This window comes from Herbaspirillum lusitanum (assembly GCF_046025995.1).
Taxonomy (GTDB): domain Bacteria; phylum Pseudomonadota; class Gammaproteobacteria; order Burkholderiales; family Burkholderiaceae_D; genus Herbaspirillum; species Herbaspirillum lusitanum_A.
On sequence record NZ_JAQQFM010000002.1, the window covers coordinates 487,057 to 512,131 of the forward strand.

Consider the following 25,075-nt stretch of genomic DNA (forward strand, 5'->3'; position numbering starts at 1 on the left):
AAAAAAATGCCCGTCTAACGGGCAGTTTTTCAGAAGCGCAGTAGTGCTACCCAAGGGGGTATCGCACACATAAAAAAAGCATGTTGGGTAAATGACCATTGCCTCATCTCCTGTTGTCCATATAAAAAACGAATGTGGTGTAGTCCGGGTCAGATGCAACCGTCAGTTCAGCATGGTGCGCCTTTGCGATCTGGGAGGCGATATAGAGTCCGAGTCCCAGCCCCAAACTATTTTTCCCGGTGCGATCACCGCCACGCGAGAATGGCTGAAAAAGACGACGAATCACATCTGGTGCAATGGGAAGACCCGAGTTTCGCACCGTAATTTTCAGCTGATCTGCATCGCCAATGATCGTACAGAATACGATGCCCTCTCTGGCGCCATGCGTAAGCGCATTTGAAAGCAGGTTAGACAGCATCTGACAGATACGTGAGCTGTCGCAATAAATCTCAGCCGAGATAGATATCTCGGTCACTATGGTTCGCGCTGACCAGACAATACTTAGTTCGTCAATTACCTGATGAAGATCTGCCGCCAGATTCGTTTGCAGGGACTGATTGAGTTCAAAGCCGCCTCCCAGCCGAGCACGTGAAAAATCAAGCATGTTATCGATCAATGAGGCCATCCGCTGGACGCTGTTTTCCATCTTTGTAATGGTCGAAAGATGTTCTTGCGTCGTCTTCAATTTGAGGATTTGCGCGCTCATTGCGATTGCATTGAGTGGGTTCCGCAAATCGTGCCCAAGAATGGCAACGAACTGGTCGCGAAGATCGCCCACCTCCCTTTCCAGAAGAAGCGCCATATCGCTGGCCATCTCACGTTCTTGGGAGTCAATATGCTTGCCGATGAGTTCGGCAAATAGGCGAAACATATCTATGATTTCAGAAGACTCAACGCGAGCGGGATTTGGATCAATCGCACAAAGTGTTCCGAAAAATTCGTTTTGGCGGCGATAGATTGGAACCGATATATAGCTCTTTAAACCATAAATCCTTGGAGTATGGTGATCCCGGTAGAGTGGGGCATCCTGGACATTATTGAACGCGACCAATTTCCCGCTATCTCGAATTTCGTCGCAAATGGTGGTGTTGATCTCTAATTCGCCACCGACCGCCAGGCCGAAGCCTATCTTGTCCAAGACACTGCCGGCAATCCATCGATCTTTCGTGACACGTGCAACAGCTGCAAATCCCATCCCTGTTGTACGGCATATCACATCCAATATTGTTGGAATTGACTCGATCTTCGAGATTAGTTCAAGGTCTGTTTTCAGCAGCTTCTCGTCTGCCGGCGAGGTCGTCATTTTGGGTCAGGGCACTCTTATATGCCGTTGATAAAAAGCATTGTTTTTGTAATTGCGCTTGTGAGCTTGTGAGTTAGGTCTTGCGTATTAACAGAGCAAGCAATGGGGGCTGATCAGCTGCATGTGCTTGATACTGACTTCCAAGATTTAACCGCAATGTTTTCATCATCATACTAAATTACCGGCAATTAATAATGAGCGCGAAGACAATGGTGCTTATATTGCTTTTATGCAATTTTTTCGCCCTCGCGAATTGGCCTGCCGGAATTCGCTGTGATCTTTGCCAAACCGTTTTCGATGCTGGAACTGAGTGAGTATGTTGGACCATTACTCAAATAGACGTTTTATCCAATTCAAGGCGTCAAATGCCTGAGTATGCTTTCCGGATCACAGCATGATTATGGCCAGTGACAAACACCAAAGGCCTGCGCCCGCCCACGCGCGCAACGCTTCCGAAGGATCCTGCCGCAATCCGACGCGCGTCAGCCTCTGTCTTGAAATAGGCGGTGGTGCGCCGCTGGTTGAATTAAGCACGGTAATGCCGTGCTTCCTGCTGAGTCCATTTAGTCCATGGTGAGGCTGACTTTGCACTTAACGGCGCATGCCAGCGTGATCAACTCTGAATTCCTTGCCGGCAGTCCAGGCTCCGTTTGTCTTGCGCAGGTAGCGTTTGAGCACTTCAGGTTCGAACTTCGTTTCGTCTTTCGCCATGTAAAACTCCCACAGCTCGGACTTTCGTCCAGCTCTCTGGAGCGGGCAAACTTCACGGGTTTTCTATTTTCTGAAGCAGGGCTTGAAACTTAAAAATGAACAGATTTAAGTTCGCCGTTGAACGGAGAGACGAGTTTTTCGGGGAATGCTTGTTCGTTTTCTGAACAGTAGAGTGTTTGTGCCGACCAGTAAAAATAGGCTGAGAGCCTTTGCTGGTGCCTGAGACCGGAATCGAACCGGTACGCCCCTTTCCAGGTAAGCGGCGGATTTTAAGTCCGCTGTGTCTACCAATTTCACCACTCAGGCTATGCACAGTTTTATTCGGCAGGGCCGAAAAAGGAACGCATTATAGCAGCGCACATGCCCTCCGCCTTGGAATTCTTCACTGGTTTGCAATTTCCGCGGTGGTGGATGAACGTGCTTGGTCCGTGAGACATCGGGGCAGCAAACGCCGATGGCGGACTGATCCCAATGGCCACGCACGGCGAGAAATTCTGCTGCCGTCGACTCGTTCCGGACATTCCTGCCAGCAAGCAGTGTGCGCGAGGTAAAATGCGGGCTTCCGCAACCGTCCTGGATCGAGATCATGACTGAGGCCGTATTGAAGTCTGTGCAGTGCATTTCACCTACGGGTTTGCATTCCATGGCTTACAAAGAGTGGGGCGATCCACGCAATCCGGATGTGCTGGTGTGCGTGCATGGCGTGACCCGCGTGGCTGACGATTTCGATCGCATGGCGCGTGAATTGTGCGACACCTATCGCGTGGTCTGTCCCGATGTGGTGGGACGCGGCCGCTCGGGCCGGCTGCTTGATCCGAGGAATTATGCGATTCCGCAATACATCAGCGACATGGTCACCTTGCTGGCGCGACTCGACGCCGAGATCATCGACTGGTTCGGCACCTCGATGGGCGGCCTGATCGGCATGGGGCTGGCATCCTTGCCGGGGAACCCGATTCGCAAGCTGGTGCTCAATGATATCGGGCCGTCGATCAACGGAGCAGCGTTGGCGCGTATCGGCGAATACATCGGTCAGGATGTGCGTTTCGATAGCTTTGAAGAGGCGGCGCAGTATATACGCACCATCTCCGCCAGCTTTGGCTCGCACAGCGATGAGGAATGGCGCAAGCTGGCGGCCGACGTGCTGCGTCAGGGCTCGGATGGAAAGTGGGGCCGGCATTACGATCTGGCGCTGGCGACTCCGTTCAAGCAAATGACGCCGGAAGCGGCCGGCATGGCGGAGCAAATGCTGTGGGCCGCTTACGATGCGATTCGCTGTCCGACCTTGCTGGTGCGTGGCGAACATTCCGATCTGCTGCTGCCGGAGGTGGCGCAGGCGATGACGCAGCGCGGACCGAAGGCGCAACTGGTGGAGATGCCGGATGTCGGTCACGCGCCGACCTTCATGCATGCGGATCAGATAGAAGTGGCAAAGAAATTTCTGCTGGGTTGAGCCTGTATTGCGTGAGATGACGCAGATAGGCCTGCGATGGCAGCGCAAGAGTGTTGTGTTGTCTGAGCTGGAATGCATTCAGGCATATAAATGGATTGGCGACAGGGTTCAGTCGTCATTGGATATCAGAGAAGAGTTGAGGAAATTGAAATGACAGTACAACGTCTGCACGTAGGCAAGCGTCTTTCGGAAGTTGCGATTCACAATGGCACCGTCTATCTGGCCGGTCAGATCGCTGAAGATGCGACTCAGAATATCGAAGGACAGACCCGCGAAGTGCTGGGGCATATCGATCGTCTGCTGGCCGAAGCCGGCAGCGACAAGAACCGCATCCTGTCGTGCCAGATCTATCTGTCCGACGTCAAGGATTTCCCCGGCATGAATGCCGTGTGGGATGCCTGGGTAGCCGACGGCAATGCGCCGCCGCGCGCAACCGTCGAAGCCAAGCTGGCGCGGCCTGAGTTGCTGGTCGAAATCATCATCGTGGCCGCACAAAAGTAAATACAGACGCACATGGTTTCAGTAGCAACAGCACAAGGCGAGGGCAATGACGCGATCACTGCGGGTCTGAGCGCAGACGACGCGGCGCGCGTTCTGGATGCGCTTGCCCATGCCGAGCCTTTATATGAAGGCCGGCAGATTCCCTCCGGCCAGGATGCAATGCAGTTCGTGCTCGGCGTGGCCAATGTGCTGGCCACCTTGAATGTCGACGCTGAAACGCGGATTGCCGGCTTGCTGTTCGAGTCGCAGATCCTGAATCCGGATGCGTCGGAAAATATCGAAGAGCGCTTCAGCAAAGACATCGCCACGCTAGTCATCGGCGTGCGTCAGCTGATGCGTTTTCACAGTTTGACGTTCCATTCCCCGCAAGAAGTCCTGCGCGGCAAGAATGCCGCGCAGCAGGCTGCGGCGCAGGTCGAGACCCTGCGCAAGATGTTGCTGGCGATGGCGACCGATATGCGCGCAGTGCTGGTGCGTCTGGCTTCGCGCGTGACGACCTTGCGCTATTTCGCCGAGACCAAGCAGGAGAATGAAGCCAGTCTGAATTACGCGCGCGAGACTTTCGATCTGTATGCGCCGCTGGCGAATCGTCTGGGAATCTGGCAACTGAAGTGGGAGCTGGAAGATCTGTCGTTTCGCTTCGTCGAGCCGGCGACTTACAAGCGCATCGCCAAGATGCTGGAAGAGAAGCGCATTGAGCGCGAGCAATTCGTGGCCAATGCGATCAGTCGTTTGCATTCCGAACTGGCGGAGCTGGATATCCGGGCCGAGGTCAGCGGCCGGCCCAAGCATATTTACAGCATCTGGAACAAGATGCGCGGCAAGTCGCTCGACTTTTCCGAGCTCTATGATGTGCGCGCATTCCGCGTCATCGTTGACGATGCCAAGACTTGCTACACGGTGCTGGGCATCGTGCATAACATCTGGACGCCGATTCCCGAAGAGTTCGACGACTATATTTCGCGTCCCAAGCCGAACGGTTATCAATCGCTGCACACGGTCGTGAGGGCGGAGGATGGGCGCGCACTGGAAGTGCAGATCCGCACGCGCGAGATGCATCATTTTGCCGAGTATGGGGTTGCTGCTCACTGGCGCTACAAGGAAAGCGGCGGCTCCAATTTCACGGCACAGAAGTACGATGAAAAAATTGCCTGGCTGCGCCAATTGCTGGCCTGGAAGAATGAAGTCACCGATGCGGTGGTCGATCAGGAGCAGGTGAGGCGCGACTGGGTTGAGAAACTCAAAGCGACCACGCTGGATGAGCGCATCTATGTACTCACACCGCAGGCGCGCGTGATCGAATTGCCGAGCGGCGCCACCCCTATCGATTTTGCGTATCACCTGCACAGCGATGTCGGTCATCGCTGCCGCGGTGCGCGCGTCGACGGCGTCATGGTGCCGCTGAATACGCCCTTGAAAAATGGTCAGACGGTGGACATCATCACCGTCAAGAGCGGGCCGGGTGTTGGTCCTTCGCGCGACTGGCTGAGTCCGGGTTATGCCACCAGTTCGCGTACGCGCTCCAAGGTGCGCGCCTGGTTCAATGCCATCGAGCAGCAGGAGACTTTATCGGCCGGGCGTACCTTGCTTGAAAAGAGCCTGCAGCGCGAAGGCAAGACCGCGGTCAATCTGGAGGAGCTCGCGCAAAAGCTCGGCTTCGCCAAGGTTGATGACTTGTGCCTGTCGCTCGGCAAGGATGAATTCAGTTTGCGCCACGTCGAGCAGGCGCTGCACGACAACGCCGCGCAAGACAAGAAGGCTGACCTCGACGACGAAGCGCTGATCACGCGCAAGAGCAAGTCTTCCAGCGTGGTGCAAGGAGCCAAGTCGGGTGTGCTGGTGGTCGGCACCGATGGCTTGCTGACGCAGCTGGCGCGTTGCTGCAAGCCCGCACCGCCGGATGCGATTGCCGGTTTCGTCACGCGCGGCAAGGGCGTGTCCATCCATCGGCTGAGCTGCAAGAATTTCGCCGAAATGAGCGGCAAGGCGCCGGAGCGCGTGATCCAGACCACCTGGGGATCGCCGGCGAGGGATACGGTCTATCCGGTCGACATCTTCGTGCTGGCATCGGATCGCCAGGGGCTGCTGCGCGATATCTCGGAAATTTTCCTGCGCGAAAAAATCAATGTGATCGGCGTCAGCACGCAAAGCACGAAGGGGCATGCGCGCATGGCGTTCACTGCAGAGATCGGTTCGACCGCACAACTGCAGAAGGCCATGTCCGTGATTCGTGAAGTGAAGGGTGTGCTGGAAGCCAAGCGGCAGTAATAAAAATAATGGAAGTGTTCCGCGCAGATACTGATGTACTTGTGCGTGGCACTTTGAGAAGCGCGCTTAGCTGGTTATGAAGGGCGCCGCAAACGAGGAAATAAACTTTTTAAAGATTTTTTTATTTACCTCTATGCAAAGCAAAATTTCTCTCCTATAATCTTGCTTCTTTAGGCGCGTAGCTCAGCTGGTTAGAGCACTACCTTGACATGGTAGGGGTCGTTGGTTCGAGTCCAATCGTGCCTACCAGTTCTTCTGCATCAGCAGTGGCACTGGAAGTAAGTAGCAGTAGGTGATTCAAAAAGTCGATAATGGAAGCGCGGTATGGCTTCCATTTTTGCATTTCCGATTCGGTTTTCTTCTTTCGTTTTTCTCCCTCGCTTGTCCATCTTTTCTGTCTCCGCATTTGTTGCTTGGGATGCTCTCGTCTCGTTCTTTTTTTGTGCTGGGTGATTTGTCGCACAGGCTTGCTGCTGAAGTTTTTATGTCGCAGTCTGAGCTCGGGATGTTTTTTTCTGAAATGCATTAAAACTATTGATGAAAGCGCAGGGGTGCTTGAGTTGAGGTTAAGCAATTTTTCAAAAATGCACTAAACTAGCGGCTTCGCGAATTTTTTCTACATTTGCTTATCCAAGCAGTGTCTTCTTTTTAGTTTTGGTTGATTCAATATGGCATCGGATGATCAGTATTTTCTTGTTGTTGACGATTTCTCAACAATGAGGCGCATTGTGAGCGGCTTGCTCAAAGAGCTGGAGTACACCAAGATCGTGGAGGCCGATGACGGTTCTTCGGCGATGAAGGTGTTGGAGGCGGGTGCGCTGCCGGTTACCTTTGTGCTCACGGACTGGAACATGCCGATCATGGATGGGCTGACGCTGCTCAAGAAGATTCGCTCCACGCCACAATACGCACATCTGCCGGTGTTGATGATCACGGCTGAAGCAAAGAAGGAAAATATTGTGGAGGCGGCGCAGTCGGGTGCCGACGGTTACATCGTCAAGCCTTTCAATGCGGCGACCTTGAAAGAGAAGATCGAGAAGATTCTGGCGCGCCGGGCGCAGTTGGCCAAGGCTTGATGGCTTGAGTTGTGCGGGTTGAGTAAAGAGCGGCTGCCTTGATGGTGGCCGTTTTCATTTGCGCTGAAGTTTTTGCCAGCTGTATTCGAGCTTGTGTGGCAAGACTTAGCTCGCGCCGAAGTAGGGGCGCAGATCGCCTTGCGTCCAGCTTTTGATTTCCAGGCCATCGCGCAGTACACGGTATTCTTGCTGCTGGCTGCCATCATTCATTTTGATGGTGCGGCTTTGGACTGTGTATTCGATGTTGTTGATGACGGTCGGCAGTTCGACGCAGTGGTGTCTGTTTGGCATGCTTTGATTTCCTGTGGGCAAGCAAAATCGTAGCACGAAGAATTTCTGCGAAGTAGTACTGTGGGGCCTTGATTTCATGACTTTACATTCTGCAGGGATGAAGAATTTTCATGATTTGGCCTTGTGTTTTTGTTGAGCAAAATTGTTGTGGTCGATTGATGGGTGAGGTACTTCATTGGCTGTGGGGTATTCGGGATTTTGCGGTGAGGGCGTTGTGCTGCTTCCAAACTTTGTCTGTGTGTGGAAAGTGGCGCTTGATTTAATTTGCTATAATTGCCGACTTGATGAAATCGGGGCTGCTTCAGGGCTTGCGCCGATCCTGCATGTGACTGGGTATTGAGACATGGTGATATTCAGTCTGATCAACATTGAATTCTGTAAGAGCGAGAAAGGCAAACCGGTTATGACACCGCGAACTACCACCGAGGTTTCTGCGCGACGCTAGTCGGGTTCTTTTTCGTCTTCTGAAAAAGCGCGGCTGGCCCGCGTTTTTTTACGTCCGCGTTTTTGTATTTGTTTTTCATATTTCGTTACCCAATCAGTAATCAGGCAAGGCAGCGTGGCTGCCGACATGGAGTGCAAAATGGTTTCAGTTCGTCTTCCCGATGGGTCGCAGCGTCAATTTGAAGGTCCGGTCACGGTGGCTCAGGTCGCCGGCAATATCGGAGCAGGTCTGGCAAAGGCGGCTCTGGCCGGTCGCGTCGATGGCAAGCTGGTCGATACCTCGTTCCTGATCGAAAAAGATGCCGATCTCGCAATCGTGACCGACAAGGATCCGGAGGGTCTGGAAGTGATTCGTCACTCGACCGCTCACTTGCTGGCTTACGCAGTGAAGGAGTTGTTCCCGGATGCGCAGGTGACGATCGGTCCGGTGATCGACAACGGCTTCTATTACGACTTTGCTTACAAGCGTCCGTTTACGCCGGAAGACCTGGTGGCCATCGAAAAGAAGATGGCGGAGCTGGCCAAGAAGGATGAGCCTGTAACACGCAAGGTCTTGCCGCGTGATGAGGCGGTGGCTTATTTCAAGTCGATCGGCGAGGCCTACAAGGCTGAAATCATCGAATCCATTCCGCAAGATCAGGATGTGTCGCTCTATACGGAAGGCGGCTTTACTGACCTGTGCCGCGGCCCACACGTGCCGTCGACCGGCAAGTTGAAGGTGTTCAAGCTGATGAAGCTGGCCGGTGCGTACTGGCGTGGCGACTCCAACAATGAAATGCTGCAGCGTGTGTACGGCACCGCCTGGGCTAAAAAAGAGGAGCAGGAAGCTTATCTGCATATGCTGGAAGAGGCCGAGAAGCGCGATCACCGCAAGCTGGGTCGCGCGCTCGACTTTTTCCACTTCCAGGACGAAGCGCCTGGTCTGATTTTCTGGCATCCGAAGGGGTGGTCGATCTGGCAGCAGGTGGAGCAATACATGCGCCGTGTCTATCAGGATAGTGGTTATCAGGAGGTCAAGGCGCCTCAGATTCTGGATCGTTCACTGTGGGAAAAGACCGGTCACTGGGAAAATTATCGTGAAAACATGTTCACGACTGAGTCGGAAAATCGCGCCTATGCACTCAAGCCGATGAATTGCCCGGGCCATATTCAGATCTACAATTCGGGCCTGCACAGCTATCGTGACCTGCCGCTGCGATACGGCGAATTTGGTCAATGCCATCGTAACGAGCCGTCCGGCGCGCTGCACGGAATGATGCGCGTGCGCGGTTTTACTCAGGATGATGGTCACATTTTCTGTACCGAAGATCAGATCCAGGATGAGGTGGCTGCTTTCAATAAGGTGGTGCGCGAAGTCTATGACAACTTCGGCTTTACCGATGTCGCTGTGAAGCTGGCGCTGCGTCCGGAAAAGCGTATTGGCGAAGAAGCGGTCTGGGACAAGGCTGAAAACGCTTTGCGCGAAGCGATTCGCGCTTCCGGCACCGAGTGGGAAGAATTGCCGGGCGAAGGTGCCTTCTATGGCCCGAAGATCGAATATCACCTGAAGGATTCGATCGGCCGCTCCTGGCAGTGCGGCACCATGCAGGTCGATTTCTCGATGCCGGCGCGTCTGGGTGCTGAATATGTGACTGAGGACAATGACCGTAAGGTGCCTGTCATGCTGCACCGTGCGATTGTCGGCTCGCTGGAGCGGTTCATTGCGATCCTGATCGAAAATCACGCCGGTGCCATGCCGCTGTGGCTTGCTCCGGTGCAAGTAATGATCCTCAATATCTCGGACGCACAGGCCGACTATGTGAAGAACGTTGCACAAACGCTGAAGAAACAAGGGTTTAGGGTAGAGACCGATTTGCGTAACGAGAAGATTACCTATAAAATACGGCAGCATTCTTTGCAGAAGCCGCCATATATTTTGGTGCTCGGCGATAAAGAACGTGATGCAAACACAGTGGCCGTGCGTGCGCGGGGCAATGTCGATCTGGGCGTAATGTCTATCGACACCTTGGTGGAGCGCCTCAAGACTGAGGTCGAAGCCAAAGCCTGATGAGGGAAATATTTCCTCCAGCGCAAGAGCACGGCTTAATTTATTGGATTTAATAAGGAAACTGCAATAGCTACTGACAAGTCGCATCGCATCAACGGTGAAATTACTGCGCCGGAACTGCGTTTATCCGGGGTCAATAACGAGCCGCTTGGTATCGTCAGTTTGACAGAGGCATTCCGTCTGGCAAGTGAGGCAGATGCGGATTTGGTGGAGATCGCGCCAACTGCGCAACCGCCTGTCTGCCGCTTGATGGACTACGGCAAGTTCAAGTATCAAGAACAGAAAAAAGCCCACGAAGCCAAACTCAAGCAAAAGGTTATTCAGGTCAAGGAAGTTAAATTCCGTCCTGGTACCGATGATGGCGATTACAACATCAAGCTGCGTAACCTGACCAAGTTCCTTGAGGAAGGTGATAAAACCAAGATCACGCTGCGTTTCCGTGGCCGTGAAATGGCTCACCAGGAAATCGGTATGCGCATGCTGGAGCGTCTGAAAGGCGATCTCGAGCCGTATGGCCAGGTTGAGCAGTTTCCTAAGATGGAAGGTCGCCAGATGATCATGGTTCTGGGGCCGAAGAAGAAGAAGTAATCGCAGGACTGAAGCCGTAACTGGGCAGCGTCTCTTGATGCTGCCCGCATCGCGCAAGCGGTGCAGTAGAAGTGGCCGACAAGAATTTGCAGGAACGCTCTGACGTAAATGGGGCGTCCGGCAAAGCAGCAGAGAAATCTGCTGTCAAATAAGTGAGAGCAGGCATCAAAGAGTAGCGAGCATTGCTGCCACCTGCAATCATCAAAAAACGGAGCTGTCCGAACAGGACAGATAGTGTTATGCCTAAGATGAAGTCGAAAAGCAGCGCGAAGAAGCGTTTTCGCGTGCGCCCAGGCGGTACCGTCAAGCGCGGTCAAGCTTTCAAGCGTCACATCCTGACCAAGAAAACCACCAAGAACAAACGTCAATTGCGCGGTGCAGTGGGAGTCCACGAGACTAACCTGACATCGGTTCGCGCAATGCTGCCGTTCGCTTAACCTCACACTAAGGAGCTAATATGCCTAGAGTAAAACGTGGGGTAACAGCGCGTGCCCGTCATAAAAAAGTACTGGCCCTGGCCAAGGGTTACCGCGGTCGTCGTAAAAACGTCTACCGTATTGCAAAGCAAGCAGTCATGCGCGCTGGTCAATACGCGTACCGTGACCGCCGTAACAAGAAGCGCGTTTTCCGTGCACTGTGGATCGCTCGTATCAACGCCGCTGCCCGTCAGCATGGTGTGACTTACAGCGTCTTCATGAACGGTCTGAAGCGTGCTTCGATCGAACTGGACCGTAAGGTTCTGGCCGATATGGCTGTGACTGACAAGCCGGCATTCGCCGCGATTGTCAATCAAGTGAAGGCCAGCATCGCTGCTTAATTGCAAGCGTTGTTGATGCAGTTGCCGGTCGCGCAATGTAGACGCAAAAGTAATACAGCAAATACTGCAGCCGGCGCTGCAAAATCCTGCGGGGCAAAGGTGAATACCGATGCCCCGTATGTTTTTGATCGACGTCTTTTTGATCTTCTTCTTTTCGACTTCGTCGTCGGATTTTCGATTGGAGCGAGACTTACCGCATGAATCCCCTAGAACAACTCGTTGCACAGGCGCAAAACGATTTCGCCGGTGCACAGGATGCCGCCGCACTGGAAAATGCCAAGGCCAAATATCTGGGCAAGACCGGCCAGATTACCGAGCAGATGAAGGGGCTGGGCAAGCTGGCTCCCGAAGAGCGCAAAGTGCAAGGGGCGATCATCAACGTCGCCAAGGAACAGATTGAAAATGCGCTGACCGCGCGTCGCGATGCACTGGCCAATGCCCAGATGCAGACGCGTCTGAACGCGGAAGCGATCGATGTCACCTTGCCCGGCCGCGGTCGCGGCGTCGGCGGCATTCACCCTGTGATGCGCTCCTGGCAGCGCGTCGAAGAGATCTTCCGCTCGATCGGTTTCGATGTGGCCGACGGCCCCGAAATCGAGACCGACTGGACCAATTTCACTGCACTGAACAGCCCGGAAAATCACCCGGCGCGTTCGATGCAGGACACTTTCTACATCGAAGGCAACGATACGCAAGGCAAGCCTTTGCTGCTGCGTACGCACACCAGCCCGATGCAGGTGCGCTATGCGCGCATGAACAAGCCGCCGATCAAGGTCATTGCGCCCGGTCGTACTTATCGCGTTGACAGCGATGCCACTCACTCGCCGATGTTCCATCAGGTCGAAGGTCTGTGGATTGCAGAAGACATCAGCTTCGCCGACCTCAAGGGCGTCTACCTCAATTTCGTCAAAGCCTTCTTCGAAACAGACGATCTGCAGGTGCGTTTCCGTCCTTCGTATTTCCCGTTCACAGAACCCTCGGCCGAGATCGACATCGCCTTCGGCAGCGGTCCGTTGAAAGGCCGCTGGCTGGAAGTTTCCGGCGCCGGCCAGGTGCATCCGACCGTGGTGCGCAACATGGGTCTCGATCCCGAGCAATACATCGGTTTTGCGTTCGGCTCCGGCCTCGAGCGCTTGACGATGCTGCGCTATGGCATCAACGATCTGCGCCTGTTTTACGAAGGCGATTTGCGTTTCCTCAAGCAATTCAATTAAACCAAGAACAAGCAAAGGCCGGCGCAGGAACATCACCTTGCGTCGGCGTTTCGTCTGGCTGATAGCTGAAAGTCTGAATCATGCAATTCTCTGAAAACTGGTTGCGTACGATGGTCAATCCGCAGATGACTTCGGATGAACTGTCGCATCTGCTGACAATGTCGGGTCTGGAAGTCGAGGATGTGGAACTGGTCGCGCCTCCTTTCACCAATGTGGTCGTGGCCGAAGTGCTGGAAGTCGCCAAGCATCCCGATGCAGACCGCCTCAACGTCTGCCGTGTGAACGTACACACCGGCACCATTCTGAACATCGTGTGTGGTGCGCCCAATGTGCGCGCCGGGATGAAGGTGCCATGCGCCATGGTTGGCGCGGTGCTGCCGCCGGGCGCCGACGGCAAGCCTTTCGAAATCAAGGTCGGCAAGTTGCGCGGCGTCGAGTCGCAAGGCATGCTGTGCTCGGCACGCGAGCTGAAGCTGTCGGAGGATCATGGCGGGCTGCTGGAGTTGCCGGACGATGCGCCGGTCGGTCAGAATTTCCGTGACTATCTGCAACTCAACGACCTCAAATTCACCATCAAGCTGACACCGAACAAGGCGGATTGCCTGTCGGTGCTGGGCGTGGCGCGGGAAGTCTCGGCGCTGACCGGTACACCGCTGAAGATGCCGAAGTATCAGCAGGTCGAAGTCAATGCGCAGGAAAAACTGCCAGTGCGTATTTCGGCGCCGGATCTGTGCGGCCGTTTTGCCGGTCGCGTGATTCGCGGTCTGAATGCCAGGGCGACGACGCCGCAGTGGATGAAGCAGCGCCTGGAGCGCAGCGGTCAGCGTTCGATCTCTGCTCTGGTCGATATCTCCAACTATGTGATGCTGGAGCTGGGCCGTCCTTCGCATGTGTTCGATCTCGACAAGATCCACGGCGGCCTCGATGTACGTTGGGGCAAGAAGGGCGAATCGCTCAAGCTTCTCAATGGCAATACCGTGGAAGTCGATGAATGGGTCGGCGTGATTTCCGACGACAAGGAAATCGAATCGCTGGCCGGCATCATGGGCGGTGACGCCACCGCCGTATCGCTGGACACCACCAATATTTATCTGGAAGCCGCGTTCTGGTTTCCGCAAGCGATTCAAGGCCGCGCGCGCCGCTACAATTTTTCGACCGATGCGGCTCATCGCTTCGAGCGCGGTGTCGATTTCGCGACCGTGGTTGAGCACATCGAACGCATCACCGCCTTGCTGATGGAAATCTGCGGCACACCTGACACACGCGTCGGTCCGGTCGATGATCAGACCGTCAATCTGCCCAAGCGCAATCCGGTCAAGGTGCGCACCGCGCGTGCGCAAAAAGTCATCGGCGTGGTGATCAGCGACGAGATGGTCGCCGATATCTTCACGCGTCTGGGACTGCAATTCGTGCAAGAGCCGGGGCTGTTTTCGGTGACGCCGCCGTCCTACCGTTTCGACATCGAAATCGAAGAAGACCTGATCGAAGAGATCGCGCGCGTCTACGGTTTTGAAAACATTCCAGCCTTGCCGCCGGTGGCCGCCAACGCCATGCTGATCGCGCCGGAGAATACACGTTCGCTGTTCGAGATTCGTCGCCTGCTGGCCGATTCCGATTATCAGGAAGTCGTCAATTTCAGTTTCGTCGAGTCGGCCTGGGAAGAAGACTTCGCCGGCAACAAAGCACCGATCAAGTTGCTCAATCCTATCGCCAGCCAGATGAGCGTGATGCGTTCTTCGCTGCTGGCCAGCCTGATCGCCAATGCGCGATACAACATCAATCGCAAGGCCGCGCGCATTCGGGTGTTTGAAATCGGCGCCGTGTTTTCGCGCAGCGCCGAAGTGCAGGACGGTCCGCTCAGCGTCGCCGGTTATCTGCAACCCAAGCGCGTCGCCGCGCTGGCTTACGGTCCGGTGGCGGAAGAGCAGTGGGGCCAGGCTGCGCGCAATGTCGACTTCTTCGATGTCAAGGCAGATCTGGAAGCCTTGTTCGCGCCGGCCGCATTGCGTTTCTCCAAGACCGTGCATCCGGCTTTGCACCCAGGCCGTTCGGCGCAAGTGTTCCTCGGCGAGCAAGCCATCGGCGTGATCGGCGAGCTGCATCCGCAATGGCAGCAGAAGTATGACTTGCCGCTGGCGCCGGTTTTGTTCGAGGTCGATGCGACTGCATTGCAGCAGCGTGAGGTGCCGACGCACGTGGAAATCTCCAAGTTCCCGGCAGTCAGCCGCGATCTCGCGCTGGTCGTGAAACAGTCGGTCGCCGTGCAGGAATTGCTCGATGTTTTTGCTGCCGAAAAGCAGTCGAATGCGGCATGCGCTATCATCCAAGCCATTGTTTTATTTGATGAATATCAAGGCAAGGGTCTGGAAAATGACGAAAAAAGTCTTGCGTTCCGATTCACCTTGCAAGATACTCAAAACACCCTTCAGGATGACAAAGTCGACCTTGCAATGAGTGCTCTGGTGGCCGCCGCAAGCGGAAAACTGGCGGCCAGACTGCGGGCCTGACGCTCGAGAAATAAAAATACAGTCCAGGTAAAGAACAGGCATTCATCCCGTCATGAACAATGTGAATTCGAGTGAGTTTCATTCGGTATTAGATGCAGACTTGCAGCGCGCGATGCTGGAAGCGCAAGTGCGTTCGCAGGCTGAAAAGAATCTGCCGACGCTGACCAAGGCCGAGCTGGCTGAACTTTTATTCGAGCAGGTCGGTCTCAACAAGCGCGAAGCGAAGGACATGGTCGAGACCTTCTTCGACGAGATCCGCAACGCGCTGGAACGCGGCGAGGCGGTCAAGTTGTCCGGCTTCGGCAATTTTCAACTGCGCGACAAGCCGCAACGGCCAGGGCGCAACCCGAAGACCGGCGAGGAAATTCCGATCACCGCAAGGCGCGTCGTAACTTTCCATGCCAGTCAAAAACTCAAGGAAATGGTAGAGGTCTCCAGCAGCGAGCCATTCGGCCTGGCTGTCTAATCTATGAACGAACGCGTCAATAAACCAGCGATGATCGTCTTGCCGCCGATCCCGGCAAAGCGCTACTTCACCATCGGTGAAGTGAGTGAGCTGTGCGGCGTCAAGCCGCATGTGCTGCGCTACTGGGAACAAGAGTTTACTCAGCTGAAGCCAGTCAAGCGCCGCGGCAATCGTCGCTACTATCAGCATCACGAAGTGCTGCTGATTCGTCGTATACGCGAGCTATTGTATGAGCAGGGCTTCACCATCAGCGGTGCGCGCAATAAGCTCGATGGCAGCAACGAAGCATTGCAACCCGAAGTGCCGGAGACGCCGGCGATCAGCCTGGATGAAGCTGGTATTGAAGATGTGCGCAGCGAGCTTTTGCAAGTGCTGCAGATGTTGCGTCCGGGCAGCGCTCCGTAAATCTTGTTTTGCGCTTTCCAGAAAAACCGCCGCGGCATGCAGCGGTTTTTTTTCGCGTATCGCACCGGTGCAGATTGATGAGCGAGATTGGTGTGGCTGGCGAGTAAGAGGGGGATGATGATGGAAACTAAAGCTGAGGCGGCATTTTCATGGCGTCCGATGATGCCGCGAGATCTGACGACAGTGATGGCGATTGCGACCCGCGTGCATTCCGGCTATTTCGAAGCCGCTGAGGTATTTGCCGAACGCTTGCACTTGTTTCCTGCAGGATGCTGGATAGCTGAAGCAAGTGCAATGTCTGATGCTGCACTTGCAAGCTGCGGGGATTCGCGCCATCAGGCGTGCGGCTACGCCATCATGCATCCGGCCCGGCTAAGGCAGCCGCCTGCCCTGAACAGCTTGTTGCAACAGTTGGATGGTGCCGCCAATTGCCTGTATCTCCACGATGTTGCCTTGATGGACTCTGCCCGTGGTGCGGGTCTTGGCCGCTCGTTGATGTCGCACCTGAGGCAAGTGATGGCGGATGCGGACTTGCGGTATGCGGCGCTGATCGCAGTCAACAATTCCGCATCGTACTGGGCCGCCTGTGGTTTTCGGATAAGCGATCCCGATCCGGCCTTGAAAGAAAAGCTTGCCAGTTACGATTCGTCTGCCGCGTATATGGTGCTCGAAGCGGATGTCTGAAACCTGTTTGCCGGAGGGCCGGCGCGCACCAGGCTTCGTTTGTTCCTGGGGCGGATGGTATCGGTCATGCCTTTCAAAAAAATGCCAGCATCGGCCGTGCCGGCATTTTTTGTTTCCATGTTCACGACTTCGTCAGAGTGACTCCATCGTGTCGCGTTTCTTACAGGGGAATCGTGCGGTAGTAGACCATGTCCCGCCCCGATAACATCTGCGCGACGTCCTGCAAAAATCCTTGCGTAGGTGCCGGCTTGCCGGTCGTGCCCATCAGCATGAAGACGGACAGGGCGACGAATACATATTTCCCTCTCAGGGTGCGTTTGCTGCCATCGAAGGCACGGCAAAAGCACCATGCGGCGACTGCACCGGTGAGCAGGCCGATGACCACTTCAGATTCCGAATGCACTTTGATCGCTAGTCGTGAAAGACCGATCACAATCGAAAAAACAATTGCCGCAGCGATTACCAGCATGCGTGTCCGTTCAGATTTCTCATTGCTGAACAGAAATGCCGCCGTCAGATAGACCGCAGTCGCCGACGCGCTATGTCCACTGATGCCGGTGAAATTGATGAACGGCGGCGCGATATTCCAGCCCATGAACAGCAGCTTGGTGACGACCACCAGTGCCATCGCCACGCCGAAACAAAGCAGCCAGCGAACGGTCTGTTTCCACAGTCCATTGATGCTGAGCCAGATGGCAATCGCCAGGGCGCAGGGAACGGTGAAGGCGCTGTCCCCTAAAAACGTAACTGTGTGCCACCAAAACATAAACCAAGTCCAATAGGTAAAGAGCTGAGCCAAGAGATTGCAGTATTGCGAAGCCAAGTGCAATCGGGAAATTGCTCGCGTCCGATAAAAGAAAGGCGGCCTGCGGGAAATATGCGCAAGCCAATACGCTGAATTGCAATCAGATCGCCTCGTCTGCCATCGGGGAGCCACGTAAAGCTGCTCATTTCGCCGGCAAGCCGGGATTTGATCTGTCTGTATATAGCTGCACATTTCGGCGCGGTGCAGCATAAGCCTTACGACAAGATACACAATTTCCGCTTTTCCTACATCGCTTGTAGGGAGCTTCTGATTGACGATTTTTTACAGTCATCGCGTAGCACATGAATTTCTGATGGGCAATGGTTTTCTGCATATTTTTTTGCTTAAAAATCGAAAATGATGCATGATGGAGCCTAAAATTTTTCTGTTGCGGCGCAGCAATACCGACGCCAGAAATATCCTTTGTTACAAAGCTTAAATAAAAAGAAGGGACATTGGGCAGAAGATGGCATTTCGGTTTCAGTCTGGTTTTTCACATCGATTCGGTGCGCCGCTATTCACTGCGCTCGCTCTGTCGTCATTGCAGCCGGCATTTGCCGCCGATGATGATCAAGTCGTCGTTCCTTACGCGCAATATTCGATTCTTTATGATGACAACTTGTTGCGCTTGCAAAATGCCGCAGCAGCACAGGCCAGCCTGGGAACGGAAAAAATGTCCGATACCGTTCATACAACCGTAGGTGGGCTGCGTATCAACAAAGAGTTGGGGCGCCAGCGCATCCGGCTGGATGCCAGTCTGAACAAGAATGCCTTTGATTACTTCAAGCAATTCGACAACAGCGGTCGCGATCTGAAAGCGAACTGGAGCTGGGTGGTCGGCGATTATTTTTCAGGCGATGCCGGTTATGCGTATTCGCAAGCCTTGACCCCGTTTCAGAATTTGCGCGTGCTGCAGAAAAATCTGCGAACCCTGGAAACCAAGTATCTGAGTGCTGCCTGGCGTCTGCATCCTGACTGGACCGTTCGAGCTCAAGGCTCGCGTTTTGGGCTGGGCTATGACTTGCCTTCGCAGCAATCCAATACCTTTACGCAAGATACCGCCGAGGTCGGCGTGGATTACACGGCGCGCAGCGGCAGTACGGTAGGGCTGGTGGCTCGCCACACGAAGGCGAATTATCCGTTTGACACCGTGATCAGCGGAACGCAGATCAACAACTCTTTCAAGCAAGACGAATTGAAGGCCAAGGTGCTTTGGTTGTATAGCGGCAAGACGCGTCTGCAGTTTCTGGGCGGTTATGCAACTCGCGAGCGCCAGTCCTCCGGCGCGGCGGATTATTCCGGCTTCAATGCGCGTCTTATCGCCGACTGGGCAGCGACCGGCAAGACCTTGTTTACGGTCAATCTGTGGCGCGAAATTGGCGGGCTCAGCGATGTCGATGCGAACTATGCGCTGACAAATGGTCTGAGTCTGGCGGGTACCTTGAAGGCTTCGGACAAGTTGAGATTCGACGGTCTGATTGACTACGAAAAACGCAACTATAACGGTGCAACCGTGATCACAGGCGTTACTCCGTCGAGCCGTCAGGATAAGTATGAAAAGGCGAGTTTCAGTGTGACGTACTCGCCTCTGAAGCCGCTCTCACTGGTAGCGTCTATCTTCCGTGAGACCTTGCAATCGAATATCGATAATTTTGGATATACCTCCAACGGTGTTGCTGTGACGTCGCGCTATGAGTTCTGAGGCCCCAAAAATGAATGAAATCCATGACCGCGTTCCACTCGCGAACGTTAAGCCGAATTCGCTCGTCATGGTCTTCAAGAGACTGATCGAACCGGCCCTGATCGTTGCCTATCTTTGGGTCATCGCACGCATCGAGCATCAGTCGTTCTCCGGTGATTACTGGGTGCTGGCGATCATGAGCTTCTTTGTCAGCTCCTATGTTTTTGCCGAGTTTCACGAGCGCCGCCTGCGTCGCAATCCGAAAGCGGTGAAGCTGGTGGGACCTATTTTCATCGACTGGGGCGTAGTCGTCGCCATCCTCGCGCTGGTCGGTTATTTCTGTGAATTCTATGACCAGTTTTCCTTGCGGGTTATCGGCCCCTGGGTGATTGGCACGCCGTTCGGCCTGATGGTGTCGCAACATTTGCAGCTGCGAGTGATGAAGGACCTGCGCACCAAGGGCGAAGTACACAAGGCGATCATCATCGGCGTCAATCCAACGGCGCTCAAGCTGGCCGAGCGTATGGTCGACTATCCGGCGCTGATGATCAATCTGCTGGGTTTCTTCGATGACCGCGACGTCGGTCGTCAGCCGCCCGGTACTTACACGCCGCTGCTTGGCAAGATGTCGGATGTTGCGGCCTATGTGCGTGAACATGGCATCAACATGGTCTACATCAGCATGCCGATTTCTGCGCAGCCGCGTGTGCTGCAAGTGATCGATGAGTTGCAGGACACCACCGCATCGATCTACTTCATTCCCGATATCTACATTTTCAATCTGATTCAGGCGCGCTTCGACTACGTCGGCGGTATGGCGGTGATGGCGATTTGCGAAACGCCGTTTACGGGGATGAACAATTTCGTCAAACGCGCCAGCGATATCGTCCTGGCGTCCATCATTCAACTGATGCTGTTGCCGGTGATGCTGGTCATTGCGATCTGCGTCAAGGCGACATCGCCGGGGCCGGTCATCTTCAAGCAAAGGCGATATGGTCTGGACGGTGAGGAAATCGTCGTCTACAAATTTCGTTCCATGACGGTGACGGAAGACGGTAACACCATTCAGCAAGCGCAAAAGGGCGATGCCCGCCTGACCAAGATCGGCGGCTTCCTGCGCAAGTCTTCACTGGATGAATTGCCGCAGTTCATCAACGTCCTGCAAGGTCGCATGAGTATCGTCGGGCCGCGTCCTCACGCGGTCGCGCATAACGAGTTGTACCGCAAGCAGATCAAGGGCTACATGCTGAGGCACAAGGTCAAGCCGGGTATTACAGGCTGGGCCCAGGTGAATGGTTTACGCGGAGAGACTGAAACTTTAGGCAAGATGAAGGCTCGGATCGAGTTCGATCTGGAGTACCTGCGTCGCTGGTCTTTGACTTTCGATCTTTGGATCATCATTCAGACAGTGCGTCTGGTCCTTAAAAAAGACAACGCGTACTGAAAAGAAAAATCGAGCAGTTGCCTGTGTGGTCGCAGGCGCTGCTATTACGTTGAATATGGAACATGCGAAAGGGCGGAGTACCGTCCAACGCGCACTCAGGAGCAGAGATTGAAGTTAAGAATAAATGGGCCGGCATCCTCCACGACAGGACGCCGTTCCCTGAAACTGGCTGCAGCAGTTGCAATGGCCTTGGCGCTGGTCGCTTGCGGTGAAAGCAAGAAAGACGGCTCCGGCCAGGCGCTGGTCAATGTGGATGGCACTGAAGTCACGATTCACCAGTTGAATACCGAACTGAGCAAGACCGGTGGCCAGCAGGCCACCAAGCAATTGCTCGATGCGCTGGTGGCGCGGCAGCTGTTTGTCAATGCCGCGAAGAAGGCCAAAATGGATTCCGATCCTAACGTCCTGGCTGAGTTGGAACGTTCGCGTGATCTGGTGTTGGCGCAAGCTTATATTCAATCCAAGGCCGGCAGCATTGCTCGCCCCACGCGTGACGAAATAGAAAATTTTTATCGCCAGAATCCGGATTGGTTCGGTCAGCGCAAGCAATATGATTTTTATGAGCTGGTGATCAATGGCGCCGACATGAGCCCGGAATTGAATACCTTGATGGGAACTCCTCGCCCGATTGAAGAAGTTGCCACCTGGCTGGAGGCGAAGCGCATCAACTTTACCCGGTTGCAAGTATCGAAGACGACTGCCGAGTTGCCGGCGCCTATGGTTGCGGGTCTCAAGACGTTGTCGCGCGGCGGTCTGTTCGTCGTCAATGAGGGTTCATCGGCGGTGCTGGCGTCCTTGATGGATGTCAAGAATGTGCCGCTCACCCTGATCGCCGCGACACCGCAGATCGAGCAGTATCTGATCGGCCAGAAACAGAGCCAGGCAACTGAAGTTGAGCTCAATCGTCTGAAAGCAGAGGCCAAGATCGAATTCTTCGATAAAGCCAAGAGCCTGAAAGATTTGACCGCGCAAAACCCCGGCGCTGCTGCGACTGCTGCCCCGGCAGCCGCCAAGGACAGCGCAATCGGTAGAGGCCTGTCCGGTTTGAAGTAAGCGGCAGGCAATAGCAGATTTGGAATGAAGCTTAATCGGACGTAATGTGGAGTTAAAAAAATGATGAGAAAAATTTTGCTGTTGATCGCCGGACTGTTGATTGCCGGATGGGGCGCGTCCGCCCTTGCAGAGGACATTGCGCTTGGTCCTGGCGACGTGATCAAGGTCAATGTCTACGGCAGTCAGGATCTGACGCTGGAAACACGCATCAGCGAAGCCGGCAGCATCAGCTATCCGCTGATCGGTGATGTCAAGATCGGCGGTTTGTCGACCTCGCAGGCCGAGCGCAAGATTTCGGATCTGCTCAAGAAGGGCGGTTTCCTTCTGAATCCTCAGGTCAACATTCTGGTGACCGTGCCGCAGAGTCAGATGATCTCCGTGCTTGGGCAGGTCTATAAGCCGGGCCGCTATCCGCTCGATGGCAAGCGCAACGTTGCCGACGTGATTGCATTGGCGGGCGGCGTCAATCCCGATGGCGGCGACGCCGTCACGATCGTGCACACTGAAAACGGCCAGATCAGCAAGAAGCTGGTCGACATCTACGCCGTGACCCACAGCGGTGACACCAGCGAGTTGCCCACCGTATCCGCGAATGACGTGATCTACGTTGAGCGTTCGCTGCGCTTCTACATCTACGGCGAAGTCCAGCGCCCCGGCATGTACAAGCTCGAACGCGGCACCACCGTGCTGCAGGCGCTGTCGGTGGGCGGCGGCCTCACCACCCGCGGCACTGAGCGCGGTCTGAAAGTGAAGCGTCGCGATACTGAAGGTGCTCTGCAGGAAATCGATGTCAAGAAAGATGATCTGCTGCAAGCCGATGACATTGTCTATGTCAAGGAAAGCTGGTTTTGATTGATACGGACAAGCGGTTACAAAAAAAATCCCAGGTCGGAAAGACCATTGCCATGAGGTGCCAATAATGAATTTATCCCAATTGCTTTTGATTTTGCGCGCTCACTTCAAAATCATCATGCTCATTTTTGGCGTGACGGTGATCGCAACGCTGGTGGTCAGTCTGATTCTGCCCAAACAGTATCGGGCCACAGCATCGGTTGTGCTGAACTACAAGGCAACCGATCCCGTGACCGGGATGATGGTCACTGCACAGGCCTTGCCGGGTTACATGCCTACGCAGGTCGATATCATCAATAGCCGCAGTGTCGGCTTGAAGGTGATCGATAGCCTGAAGCTGGCCGATGATCCTGCGGTCAAGGCAAGTTTTGCCGAGAACAACAATGGCGCCACAGATATTCGCAACTGGCTCGCCGATATCTTGCTCAATAACCTGGATGCGGTCGCTTCGCGCGACAGCAGCGTGATCGACATCACGTTCAAGGGGCAGGACCCCCAATTCGTGGCAACGATGGCCAACGCATTTGCGGATGCCTATCAGCAGGTCAGCATGCAATTGAAGCTGGATCCGACGCGTAAGGCTTCGGTCTACTTCAATGACCAGATCAAGGTGCTGCGCGACAACTACGAACAGGCGCAGTCCAAGCTGTCGAAGTACCAGCAAGAGCACGGCATCACCAATCTGGATAATCGCACCGACGTTGAAAACAATCGTCTGAACGATCTGTCGACACAGCTGGTGATGGCGCAGGGCGCCTTGTCCGAAGCGCTGTCCCGCCGCAATCAGTCGGCCGGCAAAGGCGCGCTGGAATCGCCGGACGTCAACTCCAATCCGCTGATCCAGAATCTGAAGGCCAATCTTGCGGCGTCCGAAGCACGTTTTGAGCAAGCCTCGAAGCGTCTGGGCAGCAACCACCCGGACTATCTGAACGCCAAGGCCGAAGTTGATGGCATACGTGCGCAACTCAACGCGGCAGTGACTTCGACCTCTGCCAGCGTCAGCACCAACGCGACGATTCTGGCCAAACGCGAAGCTGAAATCAAGGCTGAGTTCGACGCACAAAAGGTCAAGGTTCTCGATCTGAATCGCAGCCGCGATGAGCTGTCGGTGCTGTCGCGTGATCTGGACAGTGCGCAGCGCGCCTATGAACTGACTGCTCAGCGTTTCACCCAGACCAACCTGGAAGGTCAGTCGAACCAGTCGGATATTTCCATTCTGGCGATCGCCGTGCCGCCGACCAGCCCGGCCAGACCGCGCATCTTGATCAACGTGATCCTGTCGATCTTTGTCGGCGGCGTGTTGGGCATTGCCGCTGCGCTGGCACTGGAACTGCTCAATCGCCGCGTGCGCTCGGAAGAAGATCTGGTGGAAGGCCTCGGTATTCAAGTACTCGGCACCATCGTTCGTCCCAACACCAAGGGCAACAAGGGCAACCGTTTTGGTTTCAAGCGTGGTTCCAGACCGGCGCAGGCGTAACGCCGCGCCAGCGAGGACGACCCTACAGTGCCGGTTTGCCGGATTGTGAATGCACATAATTAATCGGAATCTCCATGGACACCGCAACCTTAATTCCAACTAAAGACGGCAGCTCCTTGCCCAACCGTTCCATCGGTGCAATTCTCATTGATATCGGAAAGCTCACGCCTGAAAAGGCGGAGAAGATCCTGCGCCTGCAGCGTGAGCGCGGCATGCGTTTCGGCGATGCCGCCATCGAGCTGGGTTTCCTGACGCAGGACGATATCGATCAGGCTTTGTCGCAACAGTTTGACTATCCTTATCTGCTCAAGGGCGAAAGCAAGGTCAGCGAAAAGCTGGTCGCCGCTTACAATCCTTTCAGCCCGCAGGTGGAAGCCTTGCGCGCCTTGCGCAGCCAGCTGATGCTGCGCTGGTTCGATGCCGATGCCGGCCATAAGGCCATCGCCATCACCAGTCCGGCCCGCGGCGAAGGGCGCAGCTTCATCGCCGCCAATCTGGCGGTAGTGTTTTCCCAATTGGGCGAACGCACCTTGCTGATCGACGGCGACATGCGCAACCCTTGCCAGCACCAATTGTTCGGACTCGACAATCGCAATGGTCTGTCGGCAGTCATCGCCGGCCGCGTCGGCGCTGCCGAATCGGTGCAACGCGTGCCGGCGCTGATTGACCTGTCGGTGCTGACCGCCGGCCCGACGCCGCCGAATCCGCAGGAACTGCTGGGTCGTCCGGTGTTTACGCAATTGCTGCAAGAGCTGGCCCCGGCCTACGACGTGATTCTGATCGACACACCGGCCGGCGGCGAATGCGCCGACGGGCAAACTGTCGCAGTACGTGCAGGCTCTTCGCTGATGGTGGTGCGCAATAATGTCAGCCACATCTCCAGCGTGCGCGCTCTCGCCGATAGCATGGCGAGCGCAAACGTGGTGGTGGTCGGCAGCGTGCTCAATGAGTTCTGACGCGACCATTTTCTCGCGCATGAAAGTGGAAC

The 25,075-nt window shown here is 55.0% G+C and carries 22 protein-coding genes and 2 tRNA genes; 20 read left to right on the forward strand and 4 right to left on the reverse strand.

All coding sequences use genetic code 11. From position 1 onward, the window contains the following. Positions 1 to 103 precede the first annotated feature (103 nt). Together PQR62_RS05165 and PQR62_RS05170 are read right to left on the reverse strand one after the other, a co-directional pair. A complete protein-coding gene (locus tag PQR62_RS05165; RefSeq protein ID WP_408155474.1) occupies positions 104 to 1,303 on the reverse strand; it encodes a GAF domain-containing sensor histidine kinase in 1,200 nt (399 codons plus the stop codon). Between the two features lie 924 nt (positions 1,304 to 2,227). Next, positions 2,228 to 2,320, reverse strand: a tRNA-Leu gene (locus tag PQR62_RS05170). A gap of 280 nt (positions 2,321 to 2,600) precedes the next feature. On the opposite strand from PQR62_RS05170, the gene PQR62_RS05175 reads away from it, so the two are divergent. The 5 genes from PQR62_RS05175 (at position 2,601) to PQR62_RS05195 (ending at position 7,312) form a co-directional block, all read left to right on the forward strand. Beyond that, complete coding sequence (locus PQR62_RS05175) at positions 2,601 to 3,467, forward strand: alpha/beta fold hydrolase (protein WP_408155476.1); 867 nt, start codon at positions 2,601 to 2,603, stop codon at positions 3,465 to 3,467. Positions 3,468 to 3,617: 150 nt separating this feature from the next. Continuing rightward, a complete protein-coding gene (locus tag PQR62_RS05180) occupies positions 3,618 to 3,968 on the forward strand; it encodes a RidA family protein (RefSeq protein ID WP_408155478.1) in 351 nt (116 codons plus the stop codon). 12 nt (positions 3,969 to 3,980) lie between these two features. Next, positions 3,981 to 6,236, forward strand: coding sequence for a RelA/SpoT family protein (locus PQR62_RS05185; RefSeq protein ID WP_408155480.1), 2,256 nt, complete (start codon positions 3,981 to 3,983; stop codon positions 6,234 to 6,236). 172 nt (positions 6,237 to 6,408) lie between these two features. Further along, positions 6,409 to 6,485 (forward strand) — tRNA-Val (locus PQR62_RS05190). 419 nt (positions 6,486 to 6,904) lie between these two features. Beyond that, the gene (locus tag PQR62_RS05195; RefSeq protein ID WP_408155482.1) at positions 6,905 to 7,312 is read left to right on the forward strand and encodes a response regulator; all 408 of its coding nucleotides are present in this window, start codon (positions 6,905 to 6,907) and stop codon (positions 7,310 to 7,312) included. A gap of 105 nt (positions 7,313 to 7,417) precedes the next feature. Here PQR62_RS05195 and PQR62_RS05200 read toward each other — a convergent pair whose 3' ends face one another. Further along, on the reverse strand, positions 7,418 to 7,603 hold the full coding sequence (locus tag PQR62_RS05200; protein ID WP_408155484.1) for a hypothetical protein: 186 nt from the start codon (positions 7,601 to 7,603) through the stop codon (positions 7,418 to 7,420). A 583-nt stretch (positions 7,604 to 8,186) separates the two neighbouring features. Here PQR62_RS05200 and thrS point away from each other — a divergent pair. The 9 genes from thrS to PQR62_RS05245 all read left to right on the forward strand — a co-directional run bounded on the left by thrS (position 8,187) and on the right by PQR62_RS05245 (position 16,775). After that, complete coding sequence (gene thrS / locus PQR62_RS05205) at positions 8,187 to 10,094, forward strand: threonine--tRNA ligase (protein ID WP_408155486.1); 1,908 nt, start codon at positions 8,187 to 8,189, stop codon at positions 10,092 to 10,094. Between the two features lie 66 nt (positions 10,095 to 10,160). Continuing rightward, positions 10,161 to 10,682 carry a translation initiation factor IF-3 gene (infC, locus tag PQR62_RS05210; protein ID WP_408155740.1) on the forward strand — a complete coding sequence of 174 codons (522 nt, stop codon included), beginning with the start codon at positions 10,161 to 10,163 and terminating at the stop codon, positions 10,680 to 10,682. 239 nt (positions 10,683 to 10,921) lie between these two features. Then, a complete protein-coding gene (rpmI, locus tag PQR62_RS05215) occupies positions 10,922 to 11,119 on the forward strand; it encodes a 50S ribosomal protein L35 (RefSeq protein ID WP_408155487.1) in 198 nt (65 codons plus the stop codon). Positions 11,120 to 11,139: 20 nt separating this feature from the next. Next, positions 11,140 to 11,499 carry a 50S ribosomal protein L20 gene (gene rplT, locus PQR62_RS05220; RefSeq protein ID WP_408155489.1) on the forward strand — a complete coding sequence of 120 codons (360 nt, stop codon included), beginning with the start codon at positions 11,140 to 11,142 and terminating at the stop codon, positions 11,497 to 11,499. A 197-nt stretch (positions 11,500 to 11,696) separates the two neighbouring features. Then, complete coding sequence (gene pheS, locus PQR62_RS05225; protein ID WP_408155491.1) at positions 11,697 to 12,713, forward strand: phenylalanine--tRNA ligase subunit alpha; 1,017 nt, start codon at positions 11,697 to 11,699, stop codon at positions 12,711 to 12,713. An 80-nt stretch (positions 12,714 to 12,793) separates the two neighbouring features. Then, positions 12,794 to 15,220 carry a phenylalanine--tRNA ligase subunit beta gene (gene pheT / locus PQR62_RS05230; RefSeq protein ID WP_408155493.1) on the forward strand — a complete coding sequence of 809 codons (2,427 nt, stop codon included), beginning with the start codon at positions 12,794 to 12,796 and terminating at the stop codon, positions 15,218 to 15,220. A 112-nt stretch (positions 15,221 to 15,332) separates the two neighbouring features. Continuing rightward, positions 15,333 to 15,686 (forward strand): integration host factor subunit alpha, encoded by a 354-nt coding sequence (locus tag PQR62_RS05235; protein ID WP_459251854.1) that lies wholly within the window; start codon positions 15,333 to 15,335, stop codon positions 15,684 to 15,686. A gap of 3 nt (positions 15,687 to 15,689) precedes the next feature. Beyond that, positions 15,690 to 16,091: a MerR family transcriptional regulator gene (locus tag PQR62_RS05240; protein WP_408155497.1), complete on the forward strand. Its 402-nt coding sequence runs from the start codon at positions 15,690 to 15,692 to the stop codon at positions 16,089 to 16,091. Between the two features lie 114 nt (positions 16,092 to 16,205). Beyond that, entirely contained in the window at positions 16,206 to 16,775 is a 570-nt protein-coding gene (locus PQR62_RS05245; RefSeq protein ID WP_408155499.1) for a GNAT family N-acetyltransferase, read from the forward strand. A gap of 160 nt (positions 16,776 to 16,935) precedes the next feature. Here the strand turns inward: PQR62_RS05245 and PQR62_RS05250 are convergent, their stop codons facing one another. Beyond that, positions 16,936 to 17,598, reverse strand: coding sequence for a phosphatase PAP2 family protein (locus PQR62_RS05250; protein WP_408155501.1), 663 nt, complete (start codon positions 17,596 to 17,598; stop codon positions 16,936 to 16,938). A gap of 448 nt (positions 17,599 to 18,046) precedes the next feature. On the opposite strand from PQR62_RS05250, the gene epsL reads away from it, so the two are divergent. The 6 genes from epsL to epsG all read left to right on the forward strand — a co-directional run bounded on the left by epsL (position 18,047) and on the right by epsG (position 25,043). Next, the gene (gene epsL / locus PQR62_RS05255; RefSeq protein WP_408155503.1) at positions 18,047 to 19,282 is read left to right on the forward strand and encodes an XrtB/PEP-CTERM-associated polysaccharide biosynthesis outer membrane protein EpsL; all 1,236 of its coding nucleotides are present in this window, start codon (positions 18,047 to 18,049) and stop codon (positions 19,280 to 19,282) included. A 67-nt stretch (positions 19,283 to 19,349) separates the two neighbouring features. Then, positions 19,350 to 20,705, forward strand: coding sequence for an undecaprenyl-phosphate glucose phosphotransferase (locus PQR62_RS05260; RefSeq protein ID WP_408155505.1), 1,356 nt, complete (start codon positions 19,350 to 19,352; stop codon positions 20,703 to 20,705). Between the two features lie 108 nt (positions 20,706 to 20,813). Continuing rightward, a complete protein-coding gene (locus PQR62_RS05265) occupies positions 20,814 to 21,758 on the forward strand; it encodes an EpsD family peptidyl-prolyl cis-trans isomerase (RefSeq protein WP_408155507.1) in 945 nt (314 codons plus the stop codon). Between the two features lie 63 nt (positions 21,759 to 21,821). Beyond that, positions 21,822 to 22,610 (forward strand): polysaccharide export protein EpsE, encoded by a 789-nt coding sequence (epsE, locus tag PQR62_RS05270; protein ID WP_408155742.1) that lies wholly within the window; start codon positions 21,822 to 21,824, stop codon positions 22,608 to 22,610. A gap of 67 nt (positions 22,611 to 22,677) precedes the next feature. After that, on the forward strand, positions 22,678 to 24,087 hold the full coding sequence (gene epsF, locus PQR62_RS05275) for a chain length determinant protein EpsF (protein ID WP_408155509.1): 1,410 nt from the start codon (positions 22,678 to 22,680) through the stop codon (positions 24,085 to 24,087). A 74-nt stretch (positions 24,088 to 24,161) separates the two neighbouring features. After that, positions 24,162 to 25,043: a chain length determinant protein tyrosine kinase EpsG gene (gene epsG / locus PQR62_RS05280; protein ID WP_408155511.1), complete on the forward strand. Its 882-nt coding sequence runs from the start codon at positions 24,162 to 24,164 to the stop codon at positions 25,041 to 25,043. Positions 25,044 to 25,075 lie beyond the last annotated feature (32 nt).